The sequence below is a fragment of the Rhizobium sp. WSM1328 genome, assembly GCF_057653715.1.
On sequence record NZ_JBYGKO010000005.1, the window covers coordinates 18,455 to 34,334 of the forward strand.

At 56.0% G+C, this 15,880-nt stretch carries 11 protein-coding genes and 1 pseudogene; 6 read left to right on the forward strand and 6 right to left on the reverse strand.

What is annotated here, in order from left to right:
* The first annotated feature begins 6 nt into the window (after window positions 1-6).
* Entirely contained in the window at window positions 7-1,530 is a 1,524-nt protein-coding gene (locus AC2444_RS34375) for a calcium-binding protein (protein WP_128450134.1), read from the forward strand.
* 43 nt (window positions 1,531-1,573) lie between these two features.
* On the opposite strand, the pseudogene AC2444_RS34380 reads toward AC2444_RS34375, so the two are convergent.
* From AC2444_RS34380 to AC2444_RS34400, 5 genes and pseudogenes are all read right to left on the reverse strand, one after another.
* Window positions 1,574-1,972: pseudogene (locus tag AC2444_RS34380) on the reverse strand (epoxide hydrolase); the annotation flags it as partial.
* 304 nt (window positions 1,973-2,276) lie between these two features.
* Window positions 2,277-3,548, reverse strand: coding sequence for an HlyD family type I secretion periplasmic adaptor subunit (locus AC2444_RS34385; protein ID WP_245461294.1), 1,272 nt, complete (start codon window positions 3,546-3,548; stop codon window positions 2,277-2,279).
* Window positions 3,549-3,599: 51 nt separating this feature from the next.
* Entirely contained in the window at window positions 3,600-5,408 is a 1,809-nt protein-coding gene (locus AC2444_RS34390) for a type I secretion system permease/ATPase (protein ID WP_245461295.1), read from the reverse strand.
* 54 nt (window positions 5,409-5,462) lie between these two features.
* On the reverse strand, window positions 5,463-8,777 hold the full coding sequence (locus AC2444_RS34395) for a calcium-binding protein (RefSeq protein ID WP_128450136.1): 3,315 nt from the start codon (window positions 8,775-8,777) through the stop codon (window positions 5,463-5,465).
* Window positions 8,774-9,241 carry a hypothetical protein gene (locus tag AC2444_RS34400; protein ID WP_128450137.1) on the reverse strand — a complete coding sequence of 156 codons (468 nt, stop codon included), beginning with the start codon at window positions 9,239-9,241 and terminating at the stop codon, window positions 8,774-8,776. The genes AC2444_RS34395 and AC2444_RS34400 overlap by 4 nt, the downstream gene beginning before the upstream one ends.
* Window positions 9,242-9,655: 414 nt before the next feature.
* Between AC2444_RS34400 and AC2444_RS34405 the strand changes: the two genes are divergently transcribed.
* Both AC2444_RS34405 and AC2444_RS34410 read left to right on the forward strand, forming a co-directional pair.
* Window positions 9,656-9,841, forward strand: coding sequence for a hypothetical protein (locus AC2444_RS34405; protein WP_128450138.1), 186 nt, complete (start codon window positions 9,656-9,658; stop codon window positions 9,839-9,841).
* A 55-nt stretch (window positions 9,842-9,896) separates the two neighbouring features.
* Window positions 9,897-10,187, forward strand: coding sequence for a CopG family transcriptional regulator (locus tag AC2444_RS34410; protein WP_128450139.1), 291 nt, complete (start codon window positions 9,897-9,899; stop codon window positions 10,185-10,187).
* 701 nt (window positions 10,188-10,888) lie between these two features.
* Here AC2444_RS34410 and AC2444_RS34415 read toward each other — a convergent pair.
* Window positions 10,889-11,764, reverse strand: a complete 876-nt coding sequence (locus AC2444_RS34415; RefSeq protein ID WP_487762934.1) for a helix-turn-helix transcriptional regulator — start codon at window positions 11,762-11,764, stop codon at window positions 10,889-10,891.
* Window positions 11,765-11,937: 173 nt separating this feature from the next.
* On the opposite strand from AC2444_RS34415, the gene AC2444_RS34420 reads away from it, so the two are divergent.
* The 3 genes from AC2444_RS34420 to AC2444_RS34430 all read left to right on the forward strand — a co-directional run bounded on the left by AC2444_RS34420 (window position 11,938) and on the right by AC2444_RS34430 (window position 15,873).
* On the forward strand, window positions 11,938-13,317 hold the full coding sequence (locus tag AC2444_RS34420) for a transposase (protein ID WP_487762935.1): 1,380 nt from the start codon (window positions 11,938-11,940) through the stop codon (window positions 13,315-13,317).
* Between the two features lie 150 nt (window positions 13,318-13,467).
* Window positions 13,468-13,902: a hypothetical protein gene (locus AC2444_RS34425; RefSeq protein WP_487762936.1), complete on the forward strand. Its 435-nt coding sequence runs from the start codon at window positions 13,468-13,470 to the stop codon at window positions 13,900-13,902.
* Window positions 13,903-15,240: 1,338 nt separating this feature from the next.
* A complete protein-coding gene (locus tag AC2444_RS34430) occupies window positions 15,241-15,873 on the forward strand; it encodes a transglutaminase family protein (RefSeq protein ID WP_487762937.1) in 633 nt (210 codons plus the stop codon).
* Window positions 15,874-15,880 lie beyond the last annotated feature (7 nt).

Here is a 15,880-nt window from a genome sequence, read left to right on the forward strand (position 1 = left end):
ACTTCCATGCCGATCACTGTCGTTGCTGGCAATACGACCTTTGTGCTTCTCGACAATTTAACTGCAGAACGGCAGGGGGAGCTTAAACGCGCTATCGAAACTCTCGCAGCGTCGAGCTACGCTTCGGCGTTATTCGGAACGACGCGGACAATTGAGGTTAGTAACGTTGCCAACGGTTCAACCCACAGTTCGAGCGCGATCTATCTCGATAAGGCCGAGTCAACCGACGCTACCTATATCGATCTTAATGGAAACAAGGCGCCTCTCACAGAACGGGGCATATTCGTTCATGAATTGGTTCACATTGTTACAGGCAAACTTGACCTCGTAGCGGCTAATGGCAGCGAAATAGTGGACACTGACGGATATGGATCTCTGCTGCTAGCACCGTCTTCAGACTTTTTAGGCGAGACCGTTCGATATACCAATTCGGTTATGCTGGATGTTTTCGGTGAACAACCAAGAGGGCATTACTTCGATGTCTTCTTGGCGGCCAAAGAAGCGGGATACTCAGACACTAGCGTGCCGCTTTGGAAGCAATCTAGTTACACCAATGGCGAGGCAATCGATCAGGTGGTCTTGTTCCCGGTAAGTGGTCCAACGGACTGGACCGTTGATCGGCGAGGCTCACTGACAACAGGTACCGACCCGCAGCCCAGCCGGGATCTAATTATTGGTTACGACGGCAAGCAAACCGCTTTCGCGGGTGCAGGTGCCGATTTTGTCTACGGCGGAGCAAATGATGACAGCCTGTCAGGCGGGCAGGGCATCGATCACCTCTTCGGTGGGGACGATCATGATATCCTGGCCGGCGGTGACGTTACCGATTTCCAGAATGTCGTGCTTCGCGACTATCATCCTGAATGGAACGACGGGGTGAAAGATGTGCTCCGAGGAGGCACCGGAAACGACCGCTACCTCATCTCACACGAAAACGACTACAGTTATTCAGGTACCCTGGCAGAATCGCTTGAACTTATAGACATCATCGATGAAACTGCAGGCGACGGGCTTGGCGAAATCTGGGTGCAGAACCACAAGGTTACCCAGATGGCTGGCGGTCAAACTGTCGAAACGACAGATGCGATCGCAATTGCGGGTACCTACGAGGCCGTTTCCACGAATGACAACGGCACCTATTATCGAAATATTTCGTGGACAACTGACGATCTTGCAAAAACCCAATGGGTGGCAAGAATTCTGGTTTCCACGATCCTTGATGATAAGGGCCGCCCCTACATCTTCCTATTGCCAGAGTATCCAGACGACGGCACTCCCTACGCTGCGATCGTAGGATTCAAGCAAGGCGATTTCGGAATAACGCTTCAAGCTTATTCATCTCCTAGTGAAGGAACCCCGAACGCCGATACAATTCACGGGCCTAGCGACCCGCCTGGCTCGGATGCAGATAGCGATGAGCGTATACATTCAGGGGCCGGCGACGATGTCGTTTATGGCCGCGGCAATGAAATTCGCGGGATTGCCCGGATATCCGCGACGACGGTGGACTGGGTAAACCGGTCCACCTGAGGATGCTGGAGGGAGGGCCTCGTCTAAGCTCGGATCTCGGTAATCATCGAAGCGATCTGAAGCCCGCCCGTAGCTCTTCGGTAAAGAGCTGTGGCTGTTCCCAAGCGGCGAAATGTCCACCTTTCTCCACCTTGTTGTAGTGAATTAGCTTTGGATACGCTTTTTCGGTCCAGCTCCTCGGGGCCTCATATTGCTCGCCACGGAACACGCTGACGGCCACCGGAATGTTGACACCCTTTTTATTGAAGAAGCCGCCCTTGTATTCCCAATAGAGCCGGGAAGCAGAGACTCCTGTGTTCGTCAACCAATAGAGCGTAATGTTATCGAGGATCTCGTCACGCGTAAGTTCGCCCGTCGTGCTGGCGGTCCGATTCAAGGCCGAGGCGACAGCCGCGGCCGGCTGCGCATCCGCATCATTGTGATCGAGAAGCCATGCGGCGAGAGTGGAGTAAGCGAACGCAACCAGCCCGCGTCAGTAGCGCGAATCAAGCGAACATTTCCTCCCAGGGAGGGTGACCGCCGCCAGTGGAATCGCCCTAGAGCCATACGGAGATTTGGCCGCATTTCCCTCCGCGCAACGGCCAACGGACATTCCCCTCCTTTGTCAGCGCGAGCTAAAGCCACAGCGCACCTAAAGCGAATCTGAATGGAAATGCTAACCAATCCCCTTCCGTGTGCTTTAACGCTCTCTGTTTTAGGCTCTGCGAACATGAAGGTATGCGACAATCCATTTCGAACAGCCACCTCTATTCCTCAATGAAGGCGTGGCGTGCAGAGTCGAAAAGTGGTTGGGAGAGATAGTCGAAGAAAGTTCTATCGCCCGTGCTGATAAATGCCTCCACAGGCATGCCCGGATACAACTGGTCGACTGGTACAGATGCCGGGAGAGCCTCCGTAATTTCGAGTAGAGCCCTATAATAAGGCTGTTGCGTCGCTTGGTCTATCAGGCGATCCGCGGAGACCTGTTGCACGGTTGCGTCGACTTCGGGTGTAAGTCGAGCATTTAAGGCCGAGAAGCGCAAGCGAGCTCGTTGCCCGATATGGATGACATCAATGTCGATCGGCTGTAGACGCGCTTCCACCAATGGTCGCTTCGTGGTCGGCAAAATTTCCATGATCTTTTCGCCAGGCGCGATGACGTTGCCGATGACGTTGTAGAGGGAGGTCACGACGATCCCGTCCGTAGGCGCGCGGATGACAGTCCTTTGCAAGACTTCCAAAGCCGCAGCGACCTGCTCCTGCACATCACGCAAAGTGCTCCTGGTTTCGGTCAGCTTTGTCACGGCGTCTTCTACCCGTTGTGTCTTTTGCCGTTCGATCTGCTCATCAGCCTCGGCAATCTGCGAGCCCGTCGTTGCCTGCTCCGATGTAAGGGCAGCCATTTGGCCCAACAACTCCGCATCAATCCGGAGGAGCTCCGTGTAGTCGGAGCGGTTGATTAAGCCTCTATCAAGAAGCCCTTGCTTGCGAGCAAGCTCGTCTTTGATGATGGACGACTGTTTCTCGATCGCCGCCTTTTGTTGGCGAAGGCCATTTCTGGTTTCGTCAAGCTGATCCAGGCGTTGATGGAGGATCAATTGCTCGGATCGAAAGCGTGCGAAACGAGCCTCGAATTCCTTCTGCTCTTCGTCAATAATCTGTGTCAGGCCGGAGGTGAGAGGTATTATCGCCTCGTCATGAATCTCCGCTTTGAACGTTTCCGCTCCATCTCGTTCCGCCGCTAGGCGCTGTATGCGTGCACTCAGTGACACCCACTGCTTTACGAGACGGTTGAGCTGGGTTTTCGCAACTGTGTCATCCAACACCATCACCGTGTCGCCTTTGCGGACGTGATCAGCCTCGCGAGCGTGCATTTCACGGACGATGCCGCCTTCGAGGTGCTGCATATGAATATTCCGACCGGCTGCCGCGACCGTTCCTGCTGCGACAGCCGCTCCCGCGATCGGAGCCGTAGCTCCCCAGACCCCCAAGGTACAAAACATGAGCGCGATGGCGCCATAACCAACGACCATCGGCATCTTTGTTGTCGCCGTAAGCTCCCTCTGCCATCTATATCCCGACTGCATCGTCTACTCCGCGCTATCATGAACAAGGGCAAGATGGTCGCTTGCGGCTTTGGCGCCGCTGGCAGAATTCGAATCCGGATTTCGGATAAACGTCTGACCGGCTTCCCGACGAGCGGATTTGCTGGACAGTCGCTGGAGGATCTCGGGCGCCGCTCCGAAGAGATCGATTGAGCCATCTCTGAGCACCATCGCCTTGTCGCATCGCATCACAATACCCGGTCGATGCGTCACGATGATGATTGTCGTGCCGGTCGCCTTGGCTTGAAGGAGAGCCTTTTCTAGCGCCGCCTCGCCCTCTGCGTCGAGGTTCGCATTCGGTTCATCAAGCACGAGCACCTTCGGATCGCCGTAAAACGCACGCGCCAGACCGATACGTTGTCTGGTGCCTCCCGACAACATGGTCCCGGCCGCGTTGATCACCGTCTGGTAACCCTGCTTCTGGGCGATCACCAGCCCATGAGCTTCAGCGCGCGTCGCCGCGCTCGTAATGCCGACATCTGTTGCGTCAGGGTCAAATCGCGCAATGTTTTGGGCGATCGAGCCGGGTAGAAGTTGAACTTCTTGCGCCAGGTATCCGACGCATCGGCCGAGTTGGCTGGAATTCCATGTCCTGTAATCCGCGCCGTCCATTGCGACTAAACCGGCAGTTGGGTGTAGCACACCTGCGAGCACGCGCGCCAGTGTGGATTTGCCGGCGCCACTTGGCCCTAGCAAGGCGACTGCCTCTCCGGGCAGGATTTCAAAGTTGAGCCGTTTGAGGACCGGCGCGCTACCGCTTATTTGGTTCGGAGGTGACCAGACCAGGTCTTTTACCGACAATTGTCCACGAGGCTCCGGAAGCTCAATTCTTCCACCGGACGAACCATTGACATCTTGGATTGCCGTCTTGAGCCTGCTCCATGCCTTTCGGGCGTCTACGACCTGTTTCCAACCGGCGACCAACTGGTCGATTGGCTGTAATGCTCTGCCAGAGATGATAGAGGACGCAAAAATCATCCCGGCCGTCATTTCGCCCCTTATGACGAGGACCGCCCCGGCGCAGAGAATGGCGAGTTGAAGGGCCATCCGCAGAGCACGGGAAATTCCAGAAAACGCCGCGTTTATGGCCAACATCCGATCCTGAAGCATGGCTGCTTCCGCAAACCGGTTTCCCCACCTCTCGAGGACGTGACCGAACATACCCATTCCGCGGATCGTATCGGCATTTCTGGCAAAGGCCTGCGCTAGAAGGTTGGCTGCAATGCCAACTTCCTGGGCTTTTGCGTTTGCGGCTCGCGCGGCGAGTTGATTGGCAACGACGAGCAGGAGCATAAGAATGGCGCCGGCTGCGGTTATCAAGCACAAGACCGGATGCACGAAAAAAAGCAACACCATGAAGAGGGGCGCGAACGGGAGATCGGCAAGGTTAGCGAGGCCACGTGAGGCGATGAAGGATCGGACAGAAGAGAGGTCGCGTAGCGCCGGGGTATCGCCAAAGTCCGCTGTCGGAGAATTCATTGATGCGTGAAATGCCGCGCCGCCGAGCTGCCTGTCGACCAAAAGGGCGACTCTCTGGCAATAAATTGATCGGATTATTTCCATGAACGCTAGAAACGCCAGCGACCCGGCTGCGATTAGCGAGAGATATAGCAAGGTCGGGATGCTTGCGGCGGGGAGGACGCGATCATAAACCTGCATCATATAAACGGAGGGAACGAGCAGGAACAGGTTGATGATGACCGAGAAAACAGCGATTTGTAGCCAAGCACTGCGAAGGGTCCGTTGAAGATCGGCGAAACTGCTCATGATGATGAACCTGATAGCGAACTGCAAAGTCGTTCCGAAACGCAACCTTGCTGCGTTTCGGATTGGCTGCACTGACAAAGACTAGATGATCGCGCCGATCGGTTCTGGTTCAAACCACAGGTCGGAACTGTGGTTGTCATCCTGCAATGCGGCCACGAAGTCCGCCAGTGAGACGACGTCAGCACCTGAACCTGCCACTTCGCTAGTTGCTTGAATTTCCTCATAACTCGTGACGCAGTTGGCGTCGAAATCAGCAGCGGAAACCGACGAGGATGGGAAAGCGATGATATCGGCCGATGCCAATTCGATCGGAGCAGGAGCCCTCATTTCGTTGGCGCCTTCCAACGCCACCAAGTCGTTTTGCGCTGCCTCATTGTTGCTATCCTGCGCCAGGAAATCGACGACATCGATGCTGGTGTCTTCCTCGCCGTCTGGGGCGTCGAAGACAATCCATTCTGCGTTGCTGATAACGTTAACAGTGTCACCGCTGACAATACCGATTTTCGTTCCATCGATGGCCACGATGGAATAGTCAGATTGTCGACCGCTGATGATGACGGTGTCGCTTCCGTTTGCGCCATCGATCTGGTTGTAGCCGGAACCGGCAAACACGACATCGTCGCCATCGCCAGCGTCGATGATATCGTTGCCTTCCAAGCCGAAAATCGTGTCGTCCCCTGCATAGCCCCGGATGGTGTCGTGCCCTACCGTCCCAGTCAGCGTATCGGCTGTGCTTGAACCATCGATTTGCGTAGAATTGTTAGCGTCCAGCAAACTCGATACGTTGATGCTGGTTTCGTCATTCTCGGCGGGACCGTCGAAAACGATCCATTCCGTCGCATGTATGAGATTGACTTGATCGGCGCCGGCCACCCGGACCCAGGATCCGTTCACGACCGTCACGTCAAAATCACTTTGAAGGCCCGCGATGATCACCGTGTCGCTGCCGTCGCCGCCTTCAATCGTGTTCTTGCCGGCACCGCCCAATACGACATCGTCACCGCTGCCGGCATCGATGTTGTCGTTGTTGCCGAGTCCGAAGATCGTATCGTCACCCGCCTTGCCGTGGATTGTATCGTAACCATTGGTTCCGGTGAGCTCGTCATTCCCTTCTGTTCCGTCGACCGATGTGGCCTGAGCGCTCTGCAGGAGTTGAACCAGGTCGACGCTGACGTCGTCCGTTCCTTCGGGTGCGTCGAAAACCAGCCACTCCACGTTGTTCAATGAGCTCGACAAAGTTGAGCCGTGAACTTCAATCCAGGAGCCATTGATCACGCCGAAATCGAAATCTTCGACATTCCCAGAGATGATCACGGTATCGCTGCCGTCACCGCCATCGACGACGCTCTTTCCGTCTCCGGGAAAGATCACGTCATCGCCAGTGCCGCCGGAAAAATAGTCGTTTCCAGCTACTCCAAACAACGTGTCGTTGCCTGCGAGTCCTTTGATGGTGTCGTTCCCAGAGGTGCCGGTCTGGGTGTCATCACTGCCGGAGCCCACGATCTCATAGGATTGAAGCGTACTTGCCGTGACGTCGCCATCGAGGAACCTGAACACCTCGACATTCGACACCACGTCCCGAAAGTCGTTATCCAAGATAGTGAACGTACCATCCGGCATCGAGACAACGGTGTATTCGCTTCGGTTTTTTGCGAAAGCTGCAATGTCCGATCCATCGGCTCCATCTATCTCGTCGTTGCCATTTCCGCCGGAGAGAACGTCGCTACCACTGCCGCCATTAATGTAGTCGTCGCCGTCGTCACCGCTTATGGTGTCGTTGCCGCCGTTGCCACGTATATCGTCGGATCCCGTACCGCCCGCAGCCGTATCGTCACTGTCGCCAAGGTGGTCTCTTGACTCACTTCCGGGCGCCTGGGGTACGCTATACCCGCTTATCTGGATGCCGAAGTCACCTTGCTTGAATCCGACAATTGCGGCGGTCGGTTCTTCGATTGCCGGGTAGCTCTGCATCAAGAAGATAATGCGCTCGCCGTTTTCATCAGTCAGATTGGAGACCAAAATAACCGCAGAGTTGTCGAATTCCTCGCCGTCACCGACTTGCGCGGTGGAATTCCAATAATAGGTTCCGTCCTCGTCGTCTGTGTAAAGCTCTTCATAAACTCCGGCTGTCGCAAGGCTCTCAATCAGGCTCACCTGCCCAGAAGGAGACCCGTACGTCCTGTGTGTTTGCAGCAGAATGGTTCCACGCCCATCACCATCGCGCTCATCGATCGTATCAATCACTTCAAGGATTGAAGAGCCTGCTGCTCGCCAGTCTGACGTGGCCCCGTTTTCGTGATAGATGAGGTAGCGGTCATTGCCGAACCCTCCCTTTAGAGTGTCCCCCTCGCCATCGTCCCAATCCTGATGCCGAACCTCCATATCAATGGTGCGATCGAGGCCGTCGAAATTCCCCCCGACAAGTAGATCGTTGCCTGCCTGCCCCTGTAGTTCGTCCCGATCGAAATTTCCTAGGATGATATCTTCGCCGTCTCCGCCGACGAGGAGGTCCTCATGGGTCCAGCCGCCTATATAATCCGCACCCTTGCCGCCGACGAGCGTGAAACCGTGAAAGCCGTCCATAGTGTCAAGGAAGGTCGGGTCTTCTGCGACCAAAACGTCATCCTTTTCATTCGAGCCGTAGACGACATTGCGGTCGTCTTCAAAGAAGCTGGTGTAGGGATCATCCTTGATTTCGGCGATGAACGGAACTGCGTTCAATGTCGCGAGCTTCGCTTGCCACACTGCTGAGCTCACCGAGATGTCGTCAAAATGCGCGACGTCGGTTGCGAAGTCACCGGCTGTGTAATCCGTTGTCGTTGCACCATTGCCGGTGAAGTTGATGATGACCTGATGGCCGATTTCGTAGGGGTCCACCAACGGACCGAGGATCGCATTGGCTGCGCCGGTTCCTGGCCCGCCTTGGAAGTCAAAGTTTTCGGTCGCAGCAGCAATTGTAATGCTAGTAATCACGCGGATGTCGGCCACGACCGAGAAAGATGCGCTAAGGATGTCAAACTGTGTTGTTCCCCACAGAAACGCGCGCTGATCGTAATCGCTTGAAAAAATGTCGATGCCGTACTGCTGCATACGCGCCGTGGTAGCGGTTCCAGTCAGATTGAGCTCCGTTAGCATGTCGGCCAGGGAATAGATCCCGTCGGCGATCGCATGTGACGTATCAAAGAACTCCTGAACCACCCCCATCAAGAAAGGACCAGCATAACGACCCGGGCCGGTCGTCATAAACGAGTCTAAGCTGACCGTAATGACCTCGCCGGCGGTCGCTTCGTCGCGCAACCGAACCGAGTAGTCGTCATCCGGAGTGGTATCCCCGTAAAGATAGTGCTTCACGCCATCAATGATGCCCAGATCCGCCCAGTTATTATAATGCGTCATTGAGATTTCTCCTCAGATCGGAATGAAAATTCTTGGATCGTTCCTCGAGCAGAAGCATCGACCCATGCCCATGCAATGTTTTTCTCGGTCTGCAATTTGACGACGACGAGGTAAGTTTCCAAATTCAAGAACGTGTCCAATTTGTCACTTAGGTTGCGAATGGAGCGTTCTTCTAAGAAATTATTCGGAGCTACACCTCTGTAGTAGACCCAGACTTGGCAACAATCCGGGTGATCTGCGATAAAGGCACGCGCTCTTCCTTGGTATCGCTCAATAATACTGTCCGGCGTCTTGTTGTATTTGTTGCCGGGCTGCAAAAGGAATGTCACGGCACTGAGAATTACTGTCTCCCTTTTCGCGTTGAAGCGAAATGGCGCCGGATTGATGTAGTTATACGCAAGGAACAGAATTATCAGCAGAGACCCAATTAAGACGAAAAAGCGTATAGAGGCTCTGTTCTGCATCACTTTTCATGCCTGCCATGGTGCTGTGGGTGAGGGTGTTGCGCGTGATCAAATGAGTAACGGAGCCTATCGTCTGTGAGGTCATGGCAGATTTGTTTCACAACCTGTGCATGATGAACTCTAAGTATGTTTTTATGTTTTTACAACCACACTGTGTACGGTTGATGATGGCGGTAAATTATCACTGAAGAACCTCTTGGGATTGGCCCATATCGCTGCAGGAGTGAGCCAGCCGTGGCGGATGGTTGGCGGTTAAACAGCGCAGTAGTTCGGTGCCTGCGTGCACGTGAGCAAGGTGGGTAGCCTTGTCGAGTACCGGACGACGGTCCAGCATGTCATTGACGTGGAAGGATGACTTCATAGAGTGCCATGGTTATCGCAAAGTCGAAAAGATCGTCAGATGGGAACAGCCGGATGACTGAGATACCGCGCTTCGGCGCTCGCAAAGAGATAGACGAGACCTGGACCATATTCGACCGGCGCACCGGCGAGATAGCTGTGCGGTCCGGCCTCATCATGGCCCGCCTGACCGGGAATGTGGTTTTGGGGCTGATTCAAATTCTCGAACAGATCGAAGATGCACCAAAGCTGATCCATTGACCCTTCCGGGGCCGTCCGCCCGATGTGTCACCACGGACAGGGAAACAAGCCGCCGATGACCTCGCACGACACTGCGGAATTGCTGGAAGATGCCGCCGACCGGATCGCGGATATTTCCCGGCCGGATCTCCAGATCATGCTTCGCCGGGCCGCGCTGCGGCTGCGCAATGCCGGGGCCGTCTCGATGGAAGATGATGTCGAGGAAGTCTTGCGCGACCTGGCCGGCGAGCTGGGTATGACGCGCAATGACATGATCAGATACATCATGCGGGAATGGATGGAGAAGAACATCTATCTGCCGGTCCACAATCTGGACGAAGACGGCCAGGTGGATGGATCGGCATAATCTTCAAACGCCGAGGAGCGGTTTTTGATTCGGGGTTGGCCATGGAACCATCGCGCCGGCAAATACTTGAATGCCGGTTAGCGATGAGTCCTCGCAAATCCGAATGGTCCATCCATGAGCGATCAATACCAACCAATCTACACATGGCGTCAGACATGGCCGGGAGAAGGATATCAGGACTTCACCGGATTCGACGGTGAGGAGTCTTTTGGCCGCGTCCAGCTGGACCAAATGAGCCACGGCAGGACGGGCATGTGGAAGTGGGACGTCACCCATCCTCCGTGGATCCGGCAGTACATAGTCCCTCATACCGGATGGGAGGAGACCGCGCGGGAGGCCTGCCGGAGGGTCGAGGAACTTTACCATAAGCTGCTGGAACTGCATGATCGGCCAAAAAACAGTCCGTGACCGGCTGGTCGCTGTGCGAGCCGGCCAAGCCCACCGTTGGCGCAAGGCGAGGGGGATCCCCCATGCCGCATCCCCTCACACTCCCGTCCCACCCGGCACCTTTTATCGAGCCCGCTTTCTGAAGCCAAATAAAGTGGCCCGAGCGTGTGTGGTGCTCGGGCCCAGGGAGGTTGGGTTCCCAAGATCGCCTATCACGCAGGAAACATCGTCATTCGATCGGATGATAAGTCGCTGAATAGCTGAACTAGCAGCATGAGTCCCGGACAGACCCTGGTTGCTTTGTTGCCTTGGTACTAGGCGGGAATCGAAGCGACGAGGCGTGCGAAAGCAGCCTGTGACCGGACCCCGACCTTCGCAAAACAGCGTGACGCATGCGTCTTGATCGTATTCGGGGAGACGCATAAAGCGCGCGCAATATCATGCAGGCTCATCCCGCTGCCAATCAGTGTGGCAACCCGCGTTTCGGCCTCGGTCAAGCCAAACATGGTTCGCAGTCTTCGCGCCTGAAGACGAGCCCTGGCTTCCGTGTCGACGATTTGCAAGAGGACGCGCGCGCGGCTGTCGATTGCGTCCCAGACTGCAGACGAGGACGGAGCAAGCGGCGTGACTGTCGCGAGATAAGGCGGCAAACCTGACGGTCGGGTGATCGGGAACGCTCCCGTGAAAGGCGCGTCACCACCCTCGGCAACGGTGAGCGCCTGACGGATCGCCGTTGTCATGTGGGAAGAAGTCTCGGGGTTCTGAGGGGTGAGGTATAAGCGTTCGTTCCGCCTGATCGAGACGCCATCGGCGTCATTGAGGAGAGCTTCGGCTGCGGTATTGAGCAGGATGATTTCGCCGCGACTTCCCATCAATAGGGCGGCGTTCGGCATCGCGTCGATCAGCCTTTGCGCCAGGTCGGACCCAGAGTCTATGCGGTTGACGTGTAATGACAGATCGATGGCGCGTTCGATATGCGAGGCGAGAAGTCTCAGCCGCTTCAGTGCTTCCGCAGCATCCTCGTCCTGTGCGCGAGAAAGGAAAAGCGCGATGCCCCCGATGCCTCCTGGCTCGTGCAGGCTGGCATGCGGCATGAACAGCTGATTGTGGATGTTCTGCGGCTTGCAGATGTCGGTGTAGAAGGCGGACCGTTCGACCGCCGCCAGATCGATCATGGTGTTACCAAGCACCACGTCGCCGGGCTTTACCGCATCGCAGCGAGAGCCGCGATGTCATGCCGAGCCCACCAATCATCGAGGAGTTTTCACTAGGCAGGAAAGCGCCGATTGTGTTGAAAAACTCAGCTTGCTGGCGCCGTAGTGGCGTGATTCAATCGTCGCATTGATTTGCGGAGAATTGAGCAATGATGGGATGTCAGGCGGTTCCGGCGCAGCTCTTCTACGACTTCTGCCTTGATGAACACGTCCCTGCGGACCACTTGCTGCGCGGGATCGACTGCCATCTCGACCTCGACAGCGTGCGAGTACAATTGAAGCCTTTCTACAGCAATACGGGCCGTCCTTCGATTGATCCTGAACTGATGATGCGGATGCTGATCATCGGTTACTGCATGGGCATCCGCTCGGAACGGCGGCTTTGCGAGGAGGTCCACCTCAACCTTGCCTATCGCTGGTTCTGCCGCCTTGGGCTGGATGGCAAGGTGCCGGACCATTCCAGCTTCTCGAAGAACCGTCATGGCCGGTTCCGGCAAAGCGATATCCTGCGGCATATGTTCGAGACGGTGGTGGAGCGCTGTCTGGCGCAGGGACTGGTCGGCGCGGAAGGCTTTGCCGTCGATGCCAGCTTGATCGCGGCGGACGCCAACAAGCAGCGCTCAGTGCCTGGCGCGGAATGGGAAGTTAAAGAGGATGCCGGTCGATCGGTGCAGGAATATCTGGCGGTCCTCGATGACGCGGCTTTTGGTGCTGCGTCACCGGTGAGGCCGAAGTTCATCTCGCCTTCCGATCCGGCAGCTCAATGGACTGGTGCCCACAAAGGGCATGCCTTCTTCGCCTATGCCACCAATTATCTGATTGATACCGATCATGGCGTCATTCTTGATGTGGAGGCGACGCGTGCCATCCGCCAAGCGGAGGTCGGAGCATCCCGCACGATGATCGATAGGACAGAGAACCGCTTCGGCTTGAGGCCAGGCTATCTCGCTGCTGACAGTGCTTATGGTTCCGCCGACAATCTGGCTTGGCTGGTCAAGGAAAAGAAGATCGCGCCGCACATTCCTGTCTTCGACAAATCGAACCGGACCGACGGGACCTTCTCGCGCTCGGACTTTACCTGGGACAGTGCGAATGATCGCTACATATGCCCGGCGGCCAAGGAGCTGAAGCAGTTCCACCGAACCTATGCAACGCCCAGATCGGGGATCACGAGCGAAGGGACACGGCTCTATCGCGCCAGCAAGAAGGACTGCGACGGCTGTGAACTCAAACAGCTTTGCTGTCCAAATGCGGTTGCACGCAAGGTACCGCGTGATCTCAACGAAGATGCCCGCGATGTCGCCCGAGCGATTGCTGCCACGCCAGAATATGAGCAGTCCCGGCATCGTCGCAAGAAGGTCGAGATGCTCTTTGCACACTTGAAACGCATTCTCCGGATGGCCCGTTTGAGGCTGCGAGGTCCGTGCGGGGCGCGAGACGAATTCCTGCTTGCCGCAACCGCTCAAAACCTCAGGAGGCTGGCCAAACTCAGACCACAAAGGTCGCTGCACGGCGTTATCGCCGCATAAGGCGGCATAAATCGAAACCTTGCGCACAGGCGCAGGGCAGATAACCGATAACTCCCTGCCCAAAAGGCCCAAAAGGCCCAAACGGCGGGCTAAGCGGCTAATCCATCGAGTTTTTCAACGATATCTCCACTTGCGGACATTTCGTAAAACATGGCTAATCCCACCATGACAAAGGGTACACTAAGATTTTTCTTTGATTTTGGGGCTGGCGGGTGCTTGTGGGCGGGTGATGATGCTACCCGATCCAAATTGGGCGCCGGACCGCTTGATGCGACCGTGTATGACTTTCAAGGGGATGTCGCACTTCCCCCCCGGCTTTTATTGCCAAGCAACGTTCACTCGCTCATCAACCGTCTCGATCAAGAATATCTTAGCTACCTCAACCCATTGTATCCACCTGATCCAAGCCTCTGGACGCAAGCCAGGTGCGACCGCTTCAATAGCGATGTGGACCAGCTTCTGCATTTGCTTCAGGTCGAGTTGGGTACCAACTTCGTGATTATCGATCAGCAGAAACGCCGTGCCGAGGACCCGGCTCTTGGCGAATTCCTCGCCGCGAATCCCAATCAGAAGCCAATGCCCTAGCAATCGTCGGAATGGCGGCACTGGGCCGAACCCGGTCTTCCAACGCGTTCAAACTATGCCGAGCTTTCGATCTTGGACTACCGGAAATCTCGGCCCTTAGGGAATGGGCTCGGCATAGTGTCGGGCTCGGGATAAGTGCCTGACCTTCATATCGATACGCTGAAGGTGAAGAGCAGGAATTTTTATTGATATTCAGTTTGAAGAGCTGGTCGTTTGTTCAAACCGGTTCAAGAGCGAGGACTTGCGAAGTGCCGTCGGGCCCAGCCGCTTCTCAGGTCCTCCCGATCAAAACTGACACCCTGTTTGAACTGGGGAGGTTTTCCGCTAGGGTCTCTTCACCTGTCAGACGAGTAGGGTCGACGTCACCGCTGAAGATAACCGGGGGAATGGGAAACCCAGTGCCGAAGAAAAGCAAGAACAGCGCCAGCCTCCACTGGACGGTCTGCACCATAACTCACCAATAATGTCCCCGCGCATCCGCGCGGGCTGGTTGCTTAGTGGAGCAAGTCAAGCAGTTTGCATTGGTGAATGAGGAGCGTTGCCCACCTGCGCCCGGCTTGCGGGAGGATCGTGCTCCGAATTGGGCGGAGACCGCTTGCGGTCTGCGTTCGCAGCCGTCCGCCTTCACGGCAATAGCACAGCCAGCTGTCCCGGAACTGGCAGGCATGGGATCGCCGCAAGATTGGTGCCAGCGGTCGCAATCGTATTCACCGCCTGCGCATTTTGTCCTTTACCGTGGTCAGGCTGCGTGTACGAGCGCCTTGAGCGGCATCTCCTCGGTGTTTTCAAAATCGGTCGAAGACGCATTGATGCTCCATGTGGAAAATGCAATCCTAAGGGGTGAATACTTTGTCTGCACGCGCTTAAATGGGGCCGACCACTGAACGGTCTCCCGAAACGCGCTATGTCACCGCTACTGAAAGGGATATTATGCTTTACACCTCAAACGTGTTCGTGGAAGCAAATGAGATGGTGCAGTGTGCGGATCTCGGAGCCTCCGCTCCTCTGGGCGGCTCTCTGATCCGCATAGGCCAAGGCAGGGCACGCATCCAAGGCAATTGGGGATATCGACCCAGCGGTGCTCCCGGTTCGGCATATCGCTACGGCATCCAGTGGGATGGCGCGACATATTCACAACGATCTGCGGCCAACAACGTCTGGTACAATTTTGGAGCGGCCGCAGAAACCGGCACGATGTAGATGTAAGGTGACCTCGATCATTCCCTTGATTGGGGCAGAGCAATATCTGGGACTGGTCGGTGGAAGCGGTCGCTCTTCGCGGATTGGGTAAGCGGCATTAGTCAGCTTGGGAGAGACTTCGGAGAATGGAATGGGAGCTTGGCGTTCAGTTACGATCAGACCGATCCGCTCGGTACAAACCCCGTGAATCGCGAGCTGTCGCGCTATCTCGAAACGCGGCGCGGCAACTGCATCACCATGCCGATACTGATGTTGTTCGTTGGAAAGCGCCTCGGTCTGAACATGACGCTGGTGCAAGCGCCTTTGCATCTGTTCATCAAGTATACCGATGACGACGGCAAGATCTGGAACCTCGAAGCGACGAGCGGTGGCGGCTTTACGCGTGATGTCTGGTATCGCCAGAAATTGCCGATGTCTGACGAGGCCGTGGCGAACGGTGTCTATCTCAGGCCTCTGTCGCATGACGAGGCGGTAGCGGTAATAGGCTCGACATTGGTTGAGCATGCGCTGGAAACGGGCAACTACGAAAATGCCATTGCGATCTCCAATGTGCTTCTCAAGCACTATCCGAACTTCGCATATCTGCTTGCCAAGACAGGCAGTGCCTATGGCGGGCTGCTGCACCGCGAACTGGCCGGCAAGTACACACGCATGGAAGATATCCCGGTCGAGCTCAAGGCCAAGGCCAACGAATGGTACCGGCTGAACGGCGAAGCCTTCGCCGAGGCAGAGGCACTCGGCTGGCGGCCGGACGACGGCCAGGTTCAATAGCGAATAG

Bases quoted from the DNA above. Each gene is read 5' to 3' on its own strand.
- AC2444_RS34375 (WP_128450134.1), top strand. From the start codon at position 7: ATGCCGATCACTGTCGTTGCTGGCAATACGACCTTTGTGCTTCTCGAC.
- AC2444_RS34385 (WP_245461294.1), bottom strand. From the start codon at position 3,548: ATGCCGATGGTCGTTGGTTATGGCGCCATCGCGCTCATGTTTTGTACC.
- AC2444_RS34395 (WP_128450136.1), bottom strand. From the start codon at position 8,777: ATGACGCATTATAATAACTGGGCGGATCTGGGCATCATTGATGGCGTG.
- AC2444_RS34400 (WP_128450137.1), bottom strand. From the start codon at position 9,241: ATGCAGAACAGAGCCTCTATACGCTTTTTCGTCTTAATTGGGTCTCTG.
- AC2444_RS34405 (WP_128450138.1), top strand. From the start codon at position 9,656: ATGACTGAGATACCGCGCTTCGGCGCTCGCAAAGAGATAGACGAGACC.
- AC2444_RS34410 (WP_128450139.1), top strand. From the start codon at position 9,897: ATGACCTCGCACGACACTGCGGAATTGCTGGAAGATGCCGCCGACCGG.
- AC2444_RS34420 (WP_487762935.1), top strand. From the start codon at position 11,938: ATGATGGGATGTCAGGCGGTTCCGGCGCAGCTCTTCTACGACTTCTGC.
- AC2444_RS34425 (WP_487762936.1), top strand. From the start codon at position 13,468: ATGGCTAATCCCACCATGACAAAGGGTACACTAAGATTTTTCTTTGAT.